The sequence below is a fragment of the Paenibacillus zeisoli genome (assembly GCF_003994465.1).
GTDB classification, from domain to species: domain Bacteria; phylum Bacillota; class Bacilli; order Paenibacillales; family Paenibacillaceae; genus Fontibacillus; species Fontibacillus zeisoli.
In genome coordinates, this window is sequence record NZ_RZNX01000004.1 from 226,811 (window position 1) to 245,550 (window position 18,740).

Below are 18,740 nucleotides of genomic sequence, written 5' to 3' on the forward strand. Positions count from 1 at the left end.
CGGATCTAATCTGTGGATGAGTGATTTCCTGCCTTGGTCTTGCTGGACCTTCCATGAGAGAAGGGGCATGAACTGGCGGTTGTATCATTATCCCTAAGAAAATACTGCTTCCACTCGTAATTGTCTTCTGCCCCATACAGCTTGAGGTCCGGATGAGGACCAATCGTATCATAAGCTTCAAGCCTTTCCCTGATCAGCGGTTTCAGCATTTGAACCTGCTTCGGCACTTTATTGAACTCGGTCAATACCCATCTGGGTGTAAGAGCGAGCATGAAGAAAGGAAAGTGCCGGCTTTGACGCCGGAAATGAGCAGGAGTTGCACAGTAGACGAAATAGGACTCCTCATGGAAGCAGAACTCCCATACATGGCTGGATGGATCTTCTGGTATATGCTGCGGCCATTCCCGCTTGTCCTCTTGTGCAGTCCTGCTCAGCAGATCCCAGAACAAGGATTCATATTGTTCCACGGCGAACTTATTCTTGAGGTCATTCGGAGTTTGGAAGAATAGAATCAGTGACGTATATTTACCGAACTGCCGGGAGTTGTCGGTATAGTCTCTAATGAGTTCGGCCACAATCCGTTCGGCATCGGCGCTGCGGGGATCTGTGACAAAGCCATATCTCAGGTGGCTGTGCGTGAACCCGATTGTCGCGGGAATGCAGGGGAATTTCTCTTCTCGGTTCGTCATCTTTGCGGCAAAAGCATGATAAGCAGCAATCTGCCAGTCTTCCTGAGGGACAGAGTGACCCTCCATCATCTGATTATCATAAAGAATCATCTGCAGCACTCCTTTATGACAGATTATGAGAATGAAGGGAAGCGGGTGACTGTCCCGCCTGAAGAACTTTGACTGGCATCCGGGTTGGGACATGCAGAGGTACATATTTTATTAGATGGCAGGATACTTCTACCGGCTGCTGCCTTCCATACAGTCAGAAAGAGAGGTCGGAACGATGACGTTTACCATAATGCTCATGGTGTTGCTTTTAACAGGGGCTGTTGTGGTTCCTTTATTGGTAATTGAGGTCAACAGAAGAAGAGAGATTACTTCGGAATTTGATCGATCATTCTTTAATTATACTTGGGTGTCACTGGGAATACAGGCACTGTTCCTGGTCCTGTTCCTAACAGATACGCTTCAGCTGCTTGAAATTTGGGGTCATGTGATTTGGCTGCTGGCCGTGTTAGCAGGTCTGTACATCTGCGTGTATGGAATTTGGAAAAGAACCAAGAACCGCAAGAACGTGATCCTGTTTCTGCTTACAGGCGGGATTAGTGTAATTCTTGGATTTTTGTATGTGTTAGGCTTATTTATAACTAGTATGTAATCAGGCATAATGCTATTGTAATTTGCAAAAAGGCCCTGAGCCGGACTCCGAATGATCGGGCCGGGCTCAGGGCTCTTTTTATACACTAGATTCGATTAATTATTTCCGTTCGAGCTGCTGAGGGTTAAAAGTCTCGATGACATTTTCGCGGCCGCCGATGACTTCTTTGTCCCAATTCAGCATGCCTCCTTCATAATTGTGAACCTTGTTAAAGCCTTGGTTCTGGAAGAACTTCGTAACCTGGAAGCTGCGTCCGCCGCTGCGGCATACAAAGACATACTCGCGGTCTTTATCGAAGTCGTTAATATAAGCGGCAATTTCCCCCATAGGTATCAGTGGAACGGAAGGAATATGCGCGTCCTCGTATTCTTCCAATTCCCTTACGTCAATGACCAGCACGTTTCGCTCCTTGTCGTGAAGAAGGTCGTACAGCTCATCGCGATCCACATGGGATACACCCTCAATTATTCTGCTCATTTCTCCAATCTCCACCTTTCCCTGTCTCAAAAAATATCCATACTCAGGTACCGCTCTCCTGTATCCGGAGCAATGCATAGTATTCTTTTCCCCTGACCAAGCTTCTTGGCCAACTGGATTGCAGTCCAGACCGTTGCCCCGGCAGATGGACCAACCAGGATACCCTCTTGGCTGGCAAGCAGGCGGGTGGTCTCAAGTGCATCCTCATCAGCAACTTGTACAATTTCATCATACACATTTGTATTCAAAATGGAAGGGACAAAGCCGGGGCTTGTTCCTACGAGCTTATGAGGGCCGGGTACCCCGCCTGAGAGAACAGGAGAGCCCTTGGGCTCTACCACATAGATCTGGATACCAGGGAGATGCTTACGCAGTACTTCGCCGGTTCCCGTGATCGTGCCTCCTGTTCCGGATGAAGCTACAAAGACATCAAGCTGGCCCTCCATCTGTTCGATAATCTCCAGGGCTGTAGTCCCTCGGTGAGCGTCCGGATTAGCCGGATTCTCGAACTGCTGAGGGATGAAGCTTCCCGGAATCTGTGTCTGCAGCTCCAATGCTTTGGCGATCGCTCCAGGCATCCGCTCGGCAGCTGGGGTCAGAACGACTTCTGCCCCGTAGGCTTTCAGAATGTTAATCCGTTCCGCAGTCATATTATCAGGCATGACCAGAATCGCACGGTATCCCTTTGCAGCCGCGTTCATGGCCAGCCCGATTCCGGTATTTCCGCTAGTCGGTTCAATCAGGGTTGAACCCGGTTTAAGTAAGCCTTCCTGCTCAGCCCTATTAATCATATGATAAGCTGCCCGGTCTTTCACGCTGCGGCTTGGATTGAAATATTCAAGCTTAACATATACCTCGGCATCATGAGTCCCAACTAGCCGGTTCAGTCTGACTGCGGGAGTATCTCCGATCAGCTCCGTAATGCTATTCACTACTTTCGGGGACAAGAGAAGACCGCCTTTCTCAACTGTGATTGGTATATTGTAACGATTAAAGCTGGAGCATTCAAGCTCCTCTGATTATAGTTCTTCCGACGTCCGTAGGGCTTTAGTCGTAGTTGTCAAGTTGTGGACAAGGTTATCCACAGTTTACCTGAATTATGTGTATAAAATGTTGAATCCCTTACCCAGTACCCATTTACATGAATCATGAAAAAGGGGACAATATTTTCACAAACTTCTGTGCGATTTGTGGATAATGTGGATAATAAAGTGGATAAGAACGTTTTCTCGGGATAAACTGGCTAAAAAAACGGCCTCGAAGGCCGTTTTAGTAAGGACTAATTTCTTAGTATTGTGGATAAGGCTGTGCATAATTATAGCTAATTGTAACCGATATGTTAAAAATTTTTTTGGACTCTTCCAAAGTCACGTGTCTAGTCCCCAGCAAGCAGCTCTTCCCATTCTGAATAAGCCTCGGATAACTGGGCCTTCAGGACGTCGATACGGGTCTGACGTTCCTGTACGGCGACATAGTCCTGATAGACTTCCGGCTCAGCAAGCTCCGCTTCAAGTCCCGAGATGTTATCCTCATGCTGAGCAATCAGCTGTTCCAGCTGTTCGATGCGGCGCAGCCGGCTGCGTTCCTCACGCTTCGCCTGCTTATCGGCCTCGTAAGATCTTGCACCGTTCTTGACCTCCAAGGCTTCCTCATCCACCTTCTTGGCTGTGGCCAGCTTGGCTGCGGCCTTCTCCTGCGCAAGCTCCTCAAGCTCCTGCTTCTTCTCCAGGTAATCGTCGTAGTTGCCCAAATAAGGCTCAGCTCCATTAGGATGAAGCTCAACAATACGCTCCGCCATCTTGTTCAGGAAGTAACGGTCATGCGATATGAAGAGAAGGGTTCCGTCATACTCCATTAAGGCAGCTTCCAACACTTCCTTGCTGTACAAATCCAGATGGTTCGTCGGCTCATCCAGAATGAGCATATTGGCTTTCAGAAGCATTAACTTGGCGAGAGCTACCCGGGCCTTCTCCCCTCCGCTTAATGCGGAAATTCGCTTCAGCACATCCTCGCCGCTGAACAGAAAGTTCCCAAGAACGCTGCGGATTCGGGCCTCCTCTATGTGAGGGAAGGCGCTCCAGAGTTCTTCAAGAACGGTATTCTTTGGATTAAGATGGGTCTGCTCCTGGTCATAATAACCCAGCTTGACCTTGGTTCCCCAGTTAATACGGCCTGAAGTCGGCCTCAGGTCACCGGTTAGCATTTTGAGGAGCGTGGATTTGCCGATCCCGTTAGGTCCAATGAGGGCAACCGTCTCTCCCCGGCGCAGATCAAAGCTTACGTTCTGGAACAGAGGCTTCTCTTTGTCAAAAGAATAAGCGAGCTGGTCCACCTGCAGCACTTCCTTGCCGGACATGATCTCAGCTTCGAAGGAGAAGTTCGCTTTCTTCAGATCCCCGAGAGGGCGGTCGAGCACCTCCATTCGGTCAAGGGCTTTGCGCCGGCTTTGTGCACGCTTGGTGGTTGAGGCACGGACGATATTTTTCTGAATGAAATCCTCAAGTCTTGCAATCTCGTCCTGCTGCTTCTCATACTGCTTCATCTGACTCTCGTACTCGGCAGCCTTGAGCTCAATATACCGGCTGTAGTTGCCTGTATATTTCTTAGATTGGTGACGCTCGATCTCCACAATAGCGGTGACTAGGCGGTCGAGGAAATAACGGTCATGGGAGACGATGAGCAATGCGCCTGAATAACTGCGGAGATAATCCTCCAGCCAGGTCAGCGTCTGAATATCCAGATGGTTCGTCGGCTCATCGAGCATAAGCAGATCAGGGGCCTGCAGCAGAATCCGGGCCAGGGCCAGGCGGGTCTTCTGGCCTCCGCTCAGGGTAGAGATCAGCGTATCCGGAGGGAAGGAGCCAAAGCCCATTCCGTGCAGAACACTGCGAATACGGGTCTCCATTTCATATCCGCCATGATCTTTGAACCAGTCGGATTTCCGGGCATAGCGCTCCAAGAGGTCTTCGAAAGCCTTCTCGTTCTCAGCGGATTCCGGATTTGCGATTTCAAGTTCCATGCGGCGCAGCTCAGCCTCGGTCTCAATTAAAGGATTGAAAACATACAGCATTTCCTCCCAGATTGTGCGCTTGGACTGCAGTCCGCTGTTCTGGGCAAGATAGCCGATGGTGGTCTCCTTGGCTTTGAAGATTTGTCCGCTGTCGTAAGACATTTCTCCGGCTAGAATCTGCAGAAGGGTAGACTTCCCGGCTCCGTTCACGCCCACTAGCCCAATGCGGTCGCGCTCCAGAATTTGCAGGCCGATGCCTTCTAATATATGGGTAGTACCGTACGATTTACGAATATCTGTAGCTTGAAGCAGCATAACTTGTATATCCTCCATATCTATAAGCAACCTTGCCTGTATACAGGCGCTGATATCCATAGTTTACATGAAACATCCCTCAATTGCACCGCTATGTAACAGGTGTCTATGTCTATGAAGGAGCTCCCCTTGTATCAAGTTTTCATTTTGACAGAACAGTGCTAAACTAAAGAGAGATATGTTGGGCGAAGGGTGATATAAATTGGGCATACCGGATGCCAAAAGAGAGCTGCGCAGCCAGATGACGAGCATACGAGCTGCGATCCCTGAAGCTTCAAGAGTGGAGCAGTCCGAGTCGGCAAGCCGCCTCGCGGAGGCAGATATCCTTGCCCCGCTTCGCGCCGCTAAGAGTGAGGGCCGGCTAACGGTGTTTGCCTACCTTTCTTTTCGGGACGAGCCTGCTACACTACCGCTTATTCGCAGCTGCTGGTCCCAGGGAGACCGCGTTCTGGTTCCGCGTATAACCGGACCAGAGACTTTCACGCTGCATGAGCTTCCAGGGGAAGAGGACGTGACTATCGGTCCCTGGGGGATTCCTGAACCGGCGGAACATCTGCCCGAGTGGATTTCTGAGCAGTATGCCGATATTGATCTTGTTATTGTCCCAGGGCTTGCTTATGATCCTGCCGGGGGACGAATTGGCTTTGGCGGCGGTTATTATGATCGTTTTATGGAACAACTGAAGAGACAATGCAGTGGTACAAGAATGCCTCTGTTAGCGGCCTTAGTGCTCCGCGAACAGTTGATTTCCAGCATTCCGATGGAGGAGCATGATTTTCGGCTGGATCTCCTTTTTACCGCTGCCGGTGTCGTTAATACTTTATAGGACAACGGGGAATCGCATTTCACGATAAAGGTTGGGAAGATCTTGACAGATTCAGCATCAGAACATAGTAAGATGACGCATTTCAATGAGCAGGGCCGGGCCAGGATGGTGGACATTTCGGGCAAAGAGATTACGGTTCGCACGGGAGTGGCTATAACGAAAGTGAGCATGCTTCCCTCTACACTGCTCGCAATTAAGGAAGGCCGAGTTGGGAAGGGTGATGTGCTGGCCGTGGCCCAGGTTGCCGGTATTCAGGCGGCCAAGCGGACATCGGATTGGATCCCGATGTGCCATCCGTTGCCGCTGACCGGTGTGAATATTATCTTCTCCGATAATGGAGAGGACGAGCTCTATATAGAAGCTTCGGTTAAGACCGAAGGCAAGACCGGGGTGGAGATGGAGGCTTTGACCTGCGCTTCTGCAGCTGCCCTGACGATCTATGATATGTGCAAGGCGCTGCAAAAGGATATGGTCATCGGACCTACCCTGCTGAAATCAAAGACAGGCGGCAAGAGCGGCGATTATAACCTCGGGGTATAGACAACTAAATGTTCCAATTCGGATAAGGAGGGTGACTTCATGGTATGGAAAACAGCGATCTTGACGGCTAGCGACAAGGGAGCCCGAGGCGAACGTGAAGATACGAGCGCCCAGGTTATCCGGGAACTGGTCGAGGAAGAACTGGGCGGAGAAATTGTGGAATACCGCATTGTTCCTGACGAACAGGATGAGATTATTGCAGCTTTAATCGAAATGACGGATTACTTTCAGGCCAATCTGGTCTTGACAACCGGCGGGACGGAGCTGGCAGCCCGGGATGTAACACCAGAAGCGACGCGCCGCATTATTGAACGGGAAGTTCCGGGTATGGCCGAAGCGATGCGGGCAAGCGCTATGCAGAAGAACCCGGCGGCGATGCTGTTCCGGGGAGTCGTGGGCATTCGGGGCCGTACATTAATTGTGAACCTGCCGGGAACTCCCAAGGGCGTGCATGAGAACCTCGCTGCTATCATGAGACAGCTGCCGGAGGCCCTGCTGATGGTTACAGGCCAGTTCCGGCTGTAGGACTAAATGCGCATTTCGGCTGTAACTGTAATTTTAGTTATGTTATGATTGGACAATAGCATGTGACAGAACGGAGGGAACAAGGATGAGCGGAGTTATCCTGATCGTGATCGCAGCCCTGCTGCTATTTGGACCGAATAAACTTCCTGATCTCGGACGGGCGGTGGGCCGTACGTTCCGTGAATTCAAAGAAGCCACCCGCGATATTGTGGAAGATGAGCCACCTGTGAAGAAGACGGAGCCGCTGCCGCCTAGGCCAGAGCAGCAGCCGCAGGCAGCTGAACGCCGTTTGCCAGAATAATCAGACTCCTTCCCGAAGGAAGGAGTTTTTTTGAGGGTAGCATAGATTTCGCTTCTATACGGGCACCGGAAGGTGCTTTATTTATGTCCGAAATATGATGATGTACAGGAGGGCGGCCTTTATGCCTGACGAACAGGATGGAATGTCGGTTGTCGATCATTTGTCTGAACTTCGCAAACGTTTGTTTGTTACACTGATCCTATTTGCTATCGTGCTTGTAGGCGGATTTTTCGTCGCTCATCCGGTATACGACTATTTGACCACCCACGGACCCAAGGGTCTTGAACTGAAGCTTAATGCATTCTCCTTCTGGGATGGGGTCAATGTATATATGAAGATTGCGCTGATCGTAGCGCTGGCTGTAACGCTGCCATTTATGATCTACCAGATCTGGGCCTTTGTCAGCCCGGGTCTGAAGCCAAAGGAACAGCGGGCCACCCTGAAATATATTCCATTTGTCTTTATCTGCTTCCTGGTTGGTGTGGCTTTCGGATACTTTGTTGTATTTCCGCTGGCTATGCAGTTCACGTCAAGTCTCAACAAACAGCTGGGTCTGGTCGAGACTTATGGGATAACGGACTATTTCAAGTTCATGATGAATATTATTCTGCCGATCTCGCTGCTGTTCGAGCTGCCGATTGTCGTGCTGTTCCTGACCCAGCTGCGTCTGCTTAATCCAAAACGTCTTAAGAAAATGCGCCGGGTAGCTTATTTTGCCTTGGTGGTCGTGTCCGTTATGATTACACCTCCAGACTTCTTCTCGGCGTTCCTGGTGCTGGTACCCATGATTCTTCTGTATGAATTCAGTGTGGTGCTGTCAGGAAGAATGCACAGCAAGCAGTTGGCTGCGGATGCGGAGCGAAGAGCGAAATACGAGAATTGAGCTGAATGTCCCTTTTCAAAGGCCGGGATTGGCCGAATGAAGAGGGGCCTTTTTTATATTTGCGATAGCTTAAAGAATGAGGAATATTTAGGCTGATCTTCGGATAGGATGTAAGGGGCGTGTCCAAGAAAAAAATGGTGACAGGGACTTGAAATCTGACGCCACACCTAGTATCATAAAGTTGGTTGTTAGCACTACACGATGTTGAGTGCTAACATTAACATTCAAAGTGTATCCAATTAACACAACATAACTAATTAAGGAGGCTATTTTTCATGATCAGACCTTTAGGTGAACGCGTATTGGTAGAACCGATCGAACAAAACGAAACAACTTCATTCGGGATCGTACTTCCCGACTCTGCCAAGGAGAAGCCGCAAGAAGGCAAAGTAATTGCTGTCGGCAGCGGTTCCGTCAACAAGGACGGTGTTCGTGTAGCTCTTGAAGTGAAAGAGGGCGACGTAGTCTTGTTCTCCAAATATGCCGGAACAGAAATTAAGTATGAAGGTAAAGAATACTTGATTATGAAAGAAAGCGACATTCACGCAGTCATTGGCTAAGGATTGCGAGGTCCCGAACTTCAATATAAAGCGTAAGTGAAGATCATTGATTACTAAATTTATCAGGGAGGTTTTTGAATAATGGCAAAGGACATTAAATTCAGTGAAGATGCTCGCCGCGCGATGATGCGCGGGGTTGATGCTTTGGCAAATGCGGTAAAAGTAACACTTGGACCAAAAGGACGCAACGTAGTGCTTGAGAAGAAATTCGGAAGCCCGCTTATCACCAATGACGGTGTGACCATCGCCAAAGAAATTGAGCTCGAAGACGCATTCGAGAACATGGGTGCCCAGCTTGTTAAAGAAGTAGCAACCAAGACTAACGATGTAGCTGGTGACGGTACAACTACAGCAACCGTCCTTGCTCAAGCCCTCATTCGTGAAGGTCTGAAGAACGTAACTGCAGGTGCAAGCCCAATCGGTCTTCGCAAAGGGATTGACAAAGCGGTTCGCGCAGCAGTAGAAGAACTGCAAAAGATCTCCAAAACCATCGAAGGCAAGCAATCCATCGCACAAGTGGCTGCGATCTCTGCTGCTGACGAAGAAGTAGGCGAACTGATCGCTGAAGCTATGGAGAAAGTCGGCAAAGACGGCGTTATTACTGTTGAGGAATCCCGTGGATTCGCAACTGAGCTTGAAGTGGTTGAAGGTATGCAGTTCGACCGCGGATATATCTCTCCTTATATGATCACAGACACAGACAAGATGGAAGCTGTTCTGGATAACCCATACATCTTGATCACAGACAAGAAGATCAGCAGCACGCAAGAGATCCTGCCTGTGCTAGAGAAGATCGTTCAACAAGCTCGTCCGCTTGTGATCATTGCTGAAGATATCGAAGGCGAAGCTCAAGCTATGCTGATCGTGAACAAACTTCGTGGTACATTCAATGCCGTAGCTGTCAAAGCTCCTGGCTTTGGTGACCGCCGTGAAGCTATGCTGCAGGATATCGCTGCTCTGACTGGTGGTCAAGTGATCACGGAGAAGCTCGGTCTTGACCTGAAAAGCACAAGCATCGAACAACTGGGTAACGCTCGTCAAGTGCGCGTAACCAAAGAAGCAACTACTATCGTTGACGGAAGCGGCGACAAGAACGATATCTCAGCTCGCGTTAGCCAAATCCGTTCCCAATTGGAAGAGACTACTTCCGAGTTCGACAAAGAAAAACTGCAAGAGCGTCTGGCTAAATTGGCTGGTGGCGTAGCGGTTATCAAAGTTGGTGCAGCTACTGAAACTGAGCTGAAAGAACGCAAACTGCGCATCGAAGATGCTCTGAACGCAACTCGCGCTGCGGTTGAAGAAGGTATCGTATCCGGTGGGGGTACAGCGCTTGTGAACGTATATCACGCTGTTGCTGCAGTTAATGTAACTGGCGACGAGAAAACAGGTGTGAACATCGTGCTTCGCGCTCTGGAAGAGCCGATCCGTACCATCGCAGCTAACGCTGGTGAAGAAGGATCTGTCATCGTTGAGCGTCTGAAAAAAGAACAAATCGGCGTAGGTTACAACGCAGCTAACGGCGAATGGGTGAACATGTTCGAAGCAGGTATCGTTGACCCTGCTAAGGTTACTCGCTCCGCACTGCAGCACGCTGCATCCGTTGCAGGCCTGTTCCTGACAACTGAAGCGGTTATCGCTGACAAGCCAGAACCAGAAAAACCAGCTATGCCTGACATGGGCGGTATGGGCGGAATGATGTAATAAAGACAAAACCCTTGAATATCAAGGGTTTTTTCTTTTTTAGAGAACACAAATAAAGACCATCCCGATGAAGAGGAATGGTCTGATATATTGGGATTGGAACGAAGCAAAGAAGTAACCTGCTCTAGGGTTGGCGCCTGGACAGGTTAGGTTCTGTGCTGGCGTTCAAGTAAAGAAAAGGATGAACCCGCAAGCTCTAGACGCTTGCAGATTCATCCTTTTGCATATGGAAATGATTACTTTAGATGTCTCCCCCTGGAATAACAGGTCCCTGGTTAGATCCACCAGGTATAGCAGGAATCGTGATCGAGATAGGCTCGGCCGAATGTACACCACTTGGTCCCGAGATAATAGAATCTGAAAGTGAGATCGTAACTCCGCCAGCTGGAATATTGGCATTAGTGCCTAATATGATTTGAAAATCACTAGCATATGAGCCGTTGCCAATATAGAATCCATCTGTTGTAGCCATTAGAATTGCGTCTTGTCCAAAAGTATAGACAGGATTGACGGCCTGAAGCGCACTCTCAAGCTCTTCCAAGTTGAACACATTGGTAGTGTCCAGTCCATTCTTGTCGTAGTCTTCTGCTATAGTATACTTTTTGATAGGATTATTGAAATTAATCCAGATGGAATCGTTGCTATCATACCTTGCAGGGTCAGAACCGTCTTGCTGTTGTGTAACAGGCTCATCATCAGACAGAGTAGGTTCAACTGTGTCTATTGTAAAATAGGACAGGGTCGTGTGCCCTCCCTTATCTGTAACAGCGAGTTCATATGAACCATTCTCAGTTATACTGTCTCCTAGCTTATATCCTGTTACTTCCAGACTATAGGTATGATTATAATAATTGAGGCCTGTATCAGTTTTCGATAATTTGACATTTATAATATCGCTATCCGTTGAACTAGGCGTAACCGATTGGTTCAGGTAAGGCTGAGTATCACTGTTATTGTTATTAGGTAGACCGTTGATTGTTGGAGCAGGGTCTGTTACGTCAGTATTAGTTACACTTCCCACAGGTGAACCAACTTCTCCTCTGGTATCAACTGGAGTAACTTCAAAAATAATTTTGTGTCCGCTGTCAGCTGCAGTGAGTGTGTAGGTTGTAGCATTAGCATCTAATATTTCAGTTTTATTACTAACCTCATCATTATCCACCCGGTACCATTTATAAGTTGTAGCCCCTTCAGAATCGCCAAGATCCTCGTCGCTAAACGTGTATGAACCTGTCAGCGTCTTGCCTGCTTCGTTAACTCCTGAGATTGTTACATCATTGACAGTGGGAGCATGATTCACACTTATTACTGGAGCCGCTGGAACTGCAGGAATTGTGATCGTAAAAGACTCTGCTGGGCTTAAGCCGGACGGGCCTACAATTTTGGCTGGATCCAGAGCAATAGTTAGGCCGCCAGCTGGAATATTAGCGCCTTCGCCTAGTACCAGCCTGAATATATTGCCATAAGGCACATTGTTAATGCTGCCCATAGAGTTTTGAGTGTACAGGGAAGCTCCGGAACCTAAAGTATAATTTTCAGATTTCTTCTTAAGGGCATTCTCAATCGCCTGAACGGACAAACCAGGTAGTGCCCCAGGCAAAGTATCCGAGCCTGCCGAATTGTTCATATCCGTGGTATCGAACTTTTGAATCGAACGATTGAAAGCGATCATAATGTAATCACCTGCATCATAGGCGTATCCATCCCCCACACTATTCTGGGACTGGTAATTAACGCCTTGAATACTAGGGGTTGTTTTGTCAATAGTGAACCAGGTCTCCACTACTTGGCCCGAATTATCCGTAACCTTCAGATGATAAGAAGCTTCATCGCTGATTGCGGCGCCTAAGGTAGTATAGCCTTCAACAAGCTGCTCAGATGAACCTCTCCCGAACATCCCATAGGATGCCTGCCAAAGCTCGACTTTCTTAATGTCGGAACGCTCGGAGGTTGGTGTTACCCCATGGCTGTAAAAGGTTTCATTAGTCGAGGCTGCAATCACTACACCTTCCAGCAGTGGAGCAAGATCCGGCTGTTCTGGAGCCGGTACAGGACTCTCATCAACAGGTGGATTTGTCGGTGTCGGCGGCGTCTCCACGACAGGTGGAGTTGGTGTAGGCGTCGGTATTGGTGTAGGGTCTGGTGTCGGCGTAACAATAGGAGGCGTGACTACCGGGGGCGTCACTACAGGATCAGCAGGCTTGTTCTGTTCCTGTTCATTTTTCTTCTGCTCCTCTACCACCACCTTCTCCTTCAAAAACTTGGAAGCCACAAGCGCTAAATCCTGCCTGCTCGCACTATTGGATGGACTGAAGGTTCCATCTGTGTTGCCAGTCATCAGCCCATACTCAACAGCCGCGGCAACAGCATCTTTCGCCCAGGTCGCAATAGATGAAGCATCTGAGAATTTGAGGTCTTTGGCTTTCCCTGAAGCGTCAACACCCAGTGCGTTAACAAATATGACGGCCATCTGCTCGCGGGTCAGGTTTTGGCCTGTTCCAAACTGTCCGCCGCCGGTACCTTTAACAAGGCCAGCTTTTGCAGCTGCTTCTACGGCAGCATAAGCATAATGGTCTTTGGGAATGTCCTTGAAAGTGGCTGTAGCTGGCGGATTGCTAAGATCAAGATTAAGCGATCTAGCCAGTACAATGGCAAAATCCTGCCTGCTAATATTACTTGTGGGGTTGAATTTTCCGTTGCCCGTTCCATTCATAATGCCTTTCTCGACCAGTTCAAGAATGGCCTGCTTGGCATAGTTATTTGGAATGTCGGACAAGGTTGTGGCAGCTGAAGCATGCGGAGTCAATGCTCCAAGAAGTACTGCGGTGGAAAGTACGGATAAGGATTTGTTTCTTAAGTTACGCTTCTTCATGGGTGTGCCCCTTTGCTGAATGTACTCTCTAGTTGATTGATAATAGCCTCTTGCTACCGAAGCGTTCCAAGGAACCGTATAATCACTAATGAATCAATATATATATCGGAAGAAAGCTGCAATTGTTTATAAAAAAATTTTACAATTAACGCCTAAAACCCACTGCATTTGGCGTATAATAAACTGGCTAACTTGATTCAGGATCAGCTAAATAAATACCAATTGACCAAGCAAAGGGAAATCTATTAATATCTATATTATTGTTTATTCATTTAGTATTTAAGGGAGGTGTGGTAGAATGGTAACATTAAAGGAAAAAAATACCCAGATTGCCAGCTTCACCGGGAAACTGTTAAGAAATCGTTTTGGCAAAGGACCCGAATCCGTTAACGTATCTCTCGGAGAACGCGGAATCGCCATACATATTCGGAATTTCATTAGTCCAGTGGAGCAATTCTTACTGGATAAGGAAGAAGAGCAGTCCCTTAGGTACACTAGGGAGCTTCTGATGAAGTCGCTGCTTCCCGAGCTGTCTGCCTATCTGAAGGCTGAGCTTGCGATTGAGACACAGGAAATGTATTACGACTGGGGACTTCATAACGCTTCCGGGATGATTGTCGGATTATTCGAACTCTACAGTGAGAAATCCGAACCGTACCAGGGACAGAAGAGTGTTCATGACAGTGTCATCAAGGTAAGCGGCTTAGTTCAAAAGGAGCCTGTGAATATTGACTCCTGGTGGTTAAACTCCAAGACTTTAATTGTAATCAGGGAAGGTATACTTATTATCCTCGAGAAGGAACTTCTTGATATGGGGTATGAGAATATACTTAAATCGACCAAGCGCAAGATGGAGAAGAGGTTCTTGGATCAGGAGACAGATTTTACAAAGGTACTTAACAAGACACTATCCGATATTTATGTGGATTGGGATTTCACACGGGATCGAAGTGTAATTGCCTACACTTTTCAATAATTACATAAGGGTTGTAATGGGTCAGACATGAGAATGAGCTGAACATAAGCCAAAGAAGGAGTGAGTGAACTCTTTTTTTGGCTTTTTTTGTTGAGTCCAGAAGTTAATCGCTTACGGTCTTACGGTCTATTCTCCCTTCGTTCAGCACGTAGGCTTCAACAATAAGGAGTGAAGAAGATAATGAGTTCACCCAATTATACGATTCTGTATGTAGAGGATAATGAGCTGAATATGGCGTTGATGGATCATATCTTTAAAAAGATCCCGCATATCAATCTTATCGGTGCTGCAAACGCAGAGGAAGGCATAGAGATCGCTATAAATGGGCAGCCGGATATCATCTTTATGGACATTCAATTGCCCGGCATGAACGGCTACGAGGCTCTTAAGGAGCTTCGAATCAGGGAAGAGACTCGGCACATTCCCGTATTGGCAGTCAGTTCATTTGCACAGAAGTCTGATATTGAGAAAGGATTACAGGCGGGTTTTGCCGATTACATCACCAAGCCTTTCCAGGTGAAGGCTTTCAAAAGTTTGATTGAGCAGTGGATTAAGCTTTAAGGAACGTTTGCAAAGAGGAAATCATCTATTTATATGTACAAAAAAGCCCCCGTCCAGGCAGGACAGGGGTTATTTTATCTAGAAACACTTTCCATTCTATTTGTTCAAGTCCTCAATAGAAGATACATCTACATAGGCAGGTACCACAAGGCCCGTACGGACACCTGTCATATTCGGCCCTAAATCCTCTACCTGGTTCTTGTACTTACTCCAGTAGTCCGCATGAGTCAATGGAAGCCAGGCTGAAGCTGTGGCATCTACATCGCCGCTCGCGACCCCGGTCCACATCGGTCCAGCTTCGACTTGGAGAGAAGTGACATCATAGCCGAGTTCCTCATGAAGAACATACTGAAGGAGGTTGGTGCTGGCAATCTCAGAATCCCATGCCACATAGCTGAGCGTGAGCTTCTGGCCATTCACCTTGGCAAGTCCCTTGGTCCATTCCTGTACACGGTCCCTGTGCTTCGTGGCCCAGTCCTTGGCTGCTTCCTCAGGGCTTTGGCCTCCTTGAATGGCAACCATAATTTCGCCCATCTCCTCAGGCGTCCATTTGAATCGGTCCAGAAATGCATAGGCAGTTGGCTGTTCTTGCCCCAGTCCCTTGCGGGCTATGGTGTGAATTTCCTCTGATTCACCATAGGTCTTCTTGGGATCATCCAGGTACTTAAGATCATACTTGGTGAACATCCAGTGCGGTGTCCATCCTGTAATGATTATAGGCTCTTTGCTCTTGATGGCTTTATCCAGCATGGCCGTCATCGCGGTACTAGAGCCCTCAATCAGCTTCCAGCTGTCCAGCTTATAGTCCTGCATGGCCTTGGCAGTTGATTTCATAATCCCTGAACCCGGATCAATCCCGATGATCTGGTTATGGAACTTGCTTGCGACGATGCCTCCCTGGTTAGCATCAGCGGACGTTCCTGATGGCAGAAGCAGATACTGGGCAATGCCCCCTATAATGAGGGTGGCGAGCAGGGCTGAAGCGAATATCAGGCGACGGCGTGGCTGATTCTGCAGCACGGCTTTGCGGCGGCCTGTCTTGAACAGGTTCTGTGAGAATCGGTCAAGCACAATGGCCAGAACAACCACGGCAAGTCCAGCTTCAAAACCTTGACCGATCTTGAGCTGGGCAACAGCCCGGTAGACCTCGGCTCCGATTCCCTGCGCCCCGATCATGGACGCAATGACGACCATGGACAGCGACAGCATAATCGTCTGATTAATCCCGGCCATCATCGTAGGCATGGCCAGCGGAAGATCCACCTTGAACAGCTTCTGCCAAGTGGTGGAGCCGAAGGCTTCGGCTGCTTCGGACAACTCGGCGGATACCTGCTTGATCCCCAGGTAAGTCATTCGAATCGTTGGCGGTATCGCGAAGATCACCGAGGCAATAACGCCCGGTACTACACCCAGACTGAAGAAAGTGACGGCCGGCAGCAAATACACAAAGGCAGGCATGGTCTGCATAAAGTCAAGAATTGGCGAGATGATGCGATGAGCCGTCCTGCTGTAAGCACTCCAGATTCCCAGTGGAATACCGAGAATGATGGAGATGAGACCTGAGGTGATGACCAGGCCCAGCGTATTCATCGTCTGTGTCCAGTATCCCAAATTCTCAATCAGTAGAAAGCCAATAACCGTAAATAAGGTTAAAGGAAGCCGACCGATGGCAAAAGCGAGAATTCCTAATATAGCAATGAAGAGCAGGGGATGCGGCAGCAAGAATAGGCCAGAAAAGAAGCCTACGACATGCTCTATAATTGCAGCTATGGCATCAAACAACCCCCCAAGATGAGAGCCCATCCAGCCCACAAGAGCCTCGATCCAATCCGCTAGTGGCAATTTCGGTAACATTACGCTTCACCTCCAAGGACTTTGGTATCCCCAGCAAGTGCGCCGAGTACCGCACCGCGTACGATCACGCCAAGCAGGCGGTGATTCTCGTCCACGACGGCGAGTGGGACCTTCGCGGAGCTGGTCACCTCGAACAAGTCTCCTAGGAGTGTATCCGGGCTAACCTCAGGACCATCTTTAATCAGAATTTCGGAGAGCCCCATCCCGGATTTAAGCGCTGTAGAAGCATCCTCGGCGGTAATTACACCGAGTAGCCGCTTTCCGCGGTCAATGACGAAGAGATTGGAGATCCCGCGCTCACGCATCAGCTGCAGGGCAACCCGCGGACCTCTGTCCAGCGTCACGGTCTCCGGACGTATCATGACATGCGAAGCGGTAAGTACTTTCGACAAATCTACATCTTCAATGAAACGCTCAACATAGCGGTTCGCCGGTTGTGTTAGCATTTCTTCCGGCGTGCCCAGCTGTACAAGCGCGCCATCTTTCATCAGCGCAATCCGGTCTCCAATACGTAGAGCTTCATCCAGGTCATGAGTAATGAAGACAATGGTCTTCTTCATCCGTTCCTGAAGCTCAAGCAGCTCATCCTGCATATCTCTTCGGATCAGCGGATCGAGTGCGCTGAATGCCTCATCCATCAGCAGGACTTCTGGATCGTTCGCCAGGGCGCGTGCAAGACCGACCCTCTGCTGCATGCCGCCGCTAAGCTCATCAGGCATCTTGGGACCCCAGCCTTTCAGGCCAACAAGCTCCAAGGCATTTTCCGCCTTGGCTCTGCGCTCATCCTTGCTGATCTGCTGGATTTCCATTCCGTATTCTACATTCTCAAGCACCGTACGGTGAGGAAATAAAGCGAATTTCTGAAATACCATGCTGATATTTTTACGTCTGACTTCACGAAGCTGCGCCTTATTCATCTTTCGCAGATCCTTGCCGTGAATCAGAATTTCCCCGGATGATGGCTCAATCAGACGATTCAGCATTCGAACAAGTGTAGATTTGCCGCTGCCTGAAAGTCCCATAATCACGAATATCTCACCTTGGCGGATATCGAGACTTACGCGGTTAACCCCGACTGTAATTTGTTTCTCGCGGGCCAGTTGTTCTTTGGTATGCCCTTTCTCTAACAGCTGAATGCCCTGAGCCACGTTAGGCCCAAACAGTTTGCTGACATTCCGCACTTCAAGAATTGTTTTCTCCAAAAAAAGCTCACCCCTTTTATATCTGTAGGTCTTAGTCTATCAAAAAAAATTCCATTTAATCAATTCTTATATCTGTACATACAGTACGTACAGAAAATACTGTACATAGTTTATGCGAATAATGCTCACTCTACCTCCTAAATGCTATCTAAGTCGTTTCTTTACATTTAGGCACTCTTTTTCTAAGATAAGATACATAAGTGTTCAATGAGGTTAAATAGGAGGCTGCAAGCATGAGCTTGGAACAGCTTAATGAGCAGGAGCAAGCGGCTCTTCAGAAGGTCCGCAAGCGAGTAATTGAAGCTATAGGAAGAAATATGGATTTATATGGAGTGACCCTATCTACCGGGCATCTGTACGGTTTGCTGTTCTTTGCAGACAAGCCGATGACGCTGGATGAAATGGGACAGGAAATGAAGATGAGTAAGACCAGTATGAGCACGGGAGTACGTACGCTGCTGGATCTTAAGATGGTTAATAAAGTATGGGAAAAAGGTTCCCGCAAGGACCTGTATGAAGTGGAGTACGACTGGTATCAGACTTTCAATGACTTCTTCGCCATCAAATGGCGTAAAGCTGTGGAGACCAATCTGAATGTACTAAGACGTTCTATACTGGAACTGGATAAGTGGATTGCCGAGACAGAGGTTGAAGCAGTGAAGAGGGTTCTGATCGAGGATCAAAGGAAGATGAGAGAAGCTGTGGAATACTACCTGTGGCTTGACCGGTTAATTGACACGCTGGAGAGCGGGGAGATTTATAATCTGGTTCCGAGGCAGGTTGAACCGAAAGCGTAAGCGGATAACCG

General features: G+C 48.5%; 18 protein-coding genes. 11 read left to right on the forward strand and 7 right to left on the reverse strand.

The features are described from left to right. Nucleotides 1–5 precede the first annotated feature (5 nt). Nucleotides 6–779: a YqcI/YcgG family protein gene (locus EJP77_RS12410; RefSeq protein WP_127199551.1), complete on the reverse strand. Its 774-nt coding sequence runs from the start codon at nt 777–779 to the stop codon at nt 6–8. A 175-nt stretch (nt 780–954) separates the two neighbouring features. Here EJP77_RS12410 and EJP77_RS12415 point away from each other — a divergent pair, with 175 nt between their 5' ends. Further along, on the forward strand, nt 955–1,329 hold the full coding sequence (locus EJP77_RS12415) for a hypothetical protein (RefSeq protein WP_127199552.1): 375 nt from the start codon (nt 955–957) through the stop codon (nt 1,327–1,329). A 99-nt stretch (nt 1,330–1,428) separates the two neighbouring features. Here the strand turns inward: EJP77_RS12415 and EJP77_RS12420 are convergent, their stop codons facing one another. The 3 genes from EJP77_RS12420 to EJP77_RS12430 form a co-directional block, all read right to left on the reverse strand. After that, complete coding sequence (locus EJP77_RS12420; protein WP_127199553.1) at nt 1,429–1,806, reverse strand: rhodanese-like domain-containing protein; 378 nt, start codon at nt 1,804–1,806, stop codon at nt 1,429–1,431. 26 nt (nt 1,807–1,832) lie between these two features. After that, nucleotides 1,833–2,753, reverse strand: a complete 921-nt coding sequence (cysK, locus tag EJP77_RS12425) for a cysteine synthase A (RefSeq protein WP_127199554.1) — start codon at nt 2,751–2,753, stop codon at nt 1,833–1,835. A gap of 428 nt (nt 2,754–3,181) precedes the next feature. Further along, on the reverse strand, nt 3,182–5,131 hold the full coding sequence (locus EJP77_RS12430) for an ABC transporter ATP-binding protein (protein WP_127199636.1): 1,950 nt from the start codon (nt 5,129–5,131) through the stop codon (nt 3,182–3,184). A 202-nt stretch (nt 5,132–5,333) separates the two neighbouring features. Between EJP77_RS12430 and EJP77_RS12435 the strand changes: the two genes are divergently transcribed. The 7 genes from EJP77_RS12435 (at nt 5,334) to groL (ending at nt 10,467) form a co-directional block, all read left to right on the forward strand. Then, nucleotides 5,334–5,957 (forward strand): 5-formyltetrahydrofolate cyclo-ligase, encoded by a 624-nt coding sequence (locus tag EJP77_RS12435; protein ID WP_127199555.1) that lies wholly within the window; start codon nt 5,334–5,336, stop codon nt 5,955–5,957. 72 nt (nt 5,958–6,029) lie between these two features. Further along, nucleotides 6,030–6,497 (forward strand): cyclic pyranopterin monophosphate synthase MoaC, encoded by a 468-nt coding sequence (gene moaC, locus EJP77_RS12440; RefSeq protein ID WP_127199637.1) that lies wholly within the window; start codon nt 6,030–6,032, stop codon nt 6,495–6,497. A gap of 39 nt (nt 6,498–6,536) precedes the next feature. After that, entirely contained in the window at nt 6,537–7,022 is a 486-nt protein-coding gene (locus tag EJP77_RS12445) for a MogA/MoaB family molybdenum cofactor biosynthesis protein (RefSeq protein WP_127199556.1), read from the forward strand. Nucleotides 7,023–7,107: 85 nt separating this feature from the next. Continuing rightward, on the forward strand, nt 7,108–7,323 hold the full coding sequence (locus EJP77_RS12450) for a twin-arginine translocase TatA/TatE family subunit (protein WP_127199557.1): 216 nt from the start codon (nt 7,108–7,110) through the stop codon (nt 7,321–7,323). A 121-nt stretch (nt 7,324–7,444) separates the two neighbouring features. Continuing rightward, on the forward strand, nt 7,445–8,206 hold the full coding sequence (gene tatC, locus EJP77_RS12455; protein ID WP_127199558.1) for a twin-arginine translocase subunit TatC: 762 nt from the start codon (nt 7,445–7,447) through the stop codon (nt 8,204–8,206). A 275-nt stretch (nt 8,207–8,481) separates the two neighbouring features. After that, complete coding sequence (gene groES, locus EJP77_RS12460) at nt 8,482–8,766, forward strand: co-chaperone GroES (protein WP_127199559.1); 285 nt, start codon at nt 8,482–8,484, stop codon at nt 8,764–8,766. 81 nt (nt 8,767–8,847) lie between these two features. Then, the gene (groL, locus tag EJP77_RS12465; RefSeq protein ID WP_127199560.1) at nt 8,848–10,467 is read left to right on the forward strand and encodes a chaperonin GroEL; all 1,620 of its coding nucleotides are present in this window, start codon (nt 8,848–8,850) and stop codon (nt 10,465–10,467) included. A 241-nt stretch (nt 10,468–10,708) separates the two neighbouring features. On the opposite strand, the gene EJP77_RS12470 is transcribed toward groL, so the two are convergent. Next, nucleotides 10,709–13,339, reverse strand: a complete 2,631-nt coding sequence (locus EJP77_RS12470; RefSeq protein WP_127199561.1) for an S-layer homology domain-containing protein — start codon at nt 13,337–13,339, stop codon at nt 10,709–10,711. A gap of 298 nt (nt 13,340–13,637) precedes the next feature. On the opposite strand from EJP77_RS12470, the gene EJP77_RS12475 reads away from it, so the two are divergent. Together EJP77_RS12475 and EJP77_RS12480 are read left to right on the forward strand one after the other, a co-directional pair. Further along, on the forward strand, nt 13,638–14,315 hold the full coding sequence (locus EJP77_RS12475; protein ID WP_127199562.1) for a Na-translocating system protein MpsC family protein: 678 nt from the start codon (nt 13,638–13,640) through the stop codon (nt 14,313–14,315). 180 nt (nt 14,316–14,495) lie between these two features. Then, nucleotides 14,496–14,876, forward strand: a complete 381-nt coding sequence (locus tag EJP77_RS12480; protein WP_127199563.1) for a response regulator — start codon at nt 14,496–14,498, stop codon at nt 14,874–14,876. A gap of 96 nt (nt 14,877–14,972) precedes the next feature. On the opposite strand, the gene EJP77_RS12485 is transcribed toward EJP77_RS12480, so the two are convergent. Beyond that, complete coding sequence (locus EJP77_RS12485) at nt 14,973–16,730, reverse strand: glycine betaine ABC transporter substrate-binding protein (RefSeq protein ID WP_127199564.1); 1,758 nt, start codon at nt 16,728–16,730, stop codon at nt 14,973–14,975. Beyond that, nucleotides 16,730–17,932, reverse strand: coding sequence for a quaternary amine ABC transporter ATP-binding protein (locus EJP77_RS12490; protein ID WP_127199565.1), 1,203 nt, complete (start codon nt 17,930–17,932; stop codon nt 16,730–16,732). The genes EJP77_RS12485 and EJP77_RS12490 overlap by 1 nt, the downstream gene beginning before the upstream one ends. 233 nt (nt 17,933–18,165) lie before the next feature. On the opposite strand from EJP77_RS12490, the gene EJP77_RS12495 reads away from it, so the two are divergent. Next, the gene (locus tag EJP77_RS12495; protein WP_127199566.1) at nt 18,166–18,729 is read left to right on the forward strand and encodes a GbsR/MarR family transcriptional regulator; all 564 of its coding nucleotides are present in this window, start codon (nt 18,166–18,168) and stop codon (nt 18,727–18,729) included. The last annotated feature ends 11 nt before the right edge of the window (nt 18,730–18,740 follow it).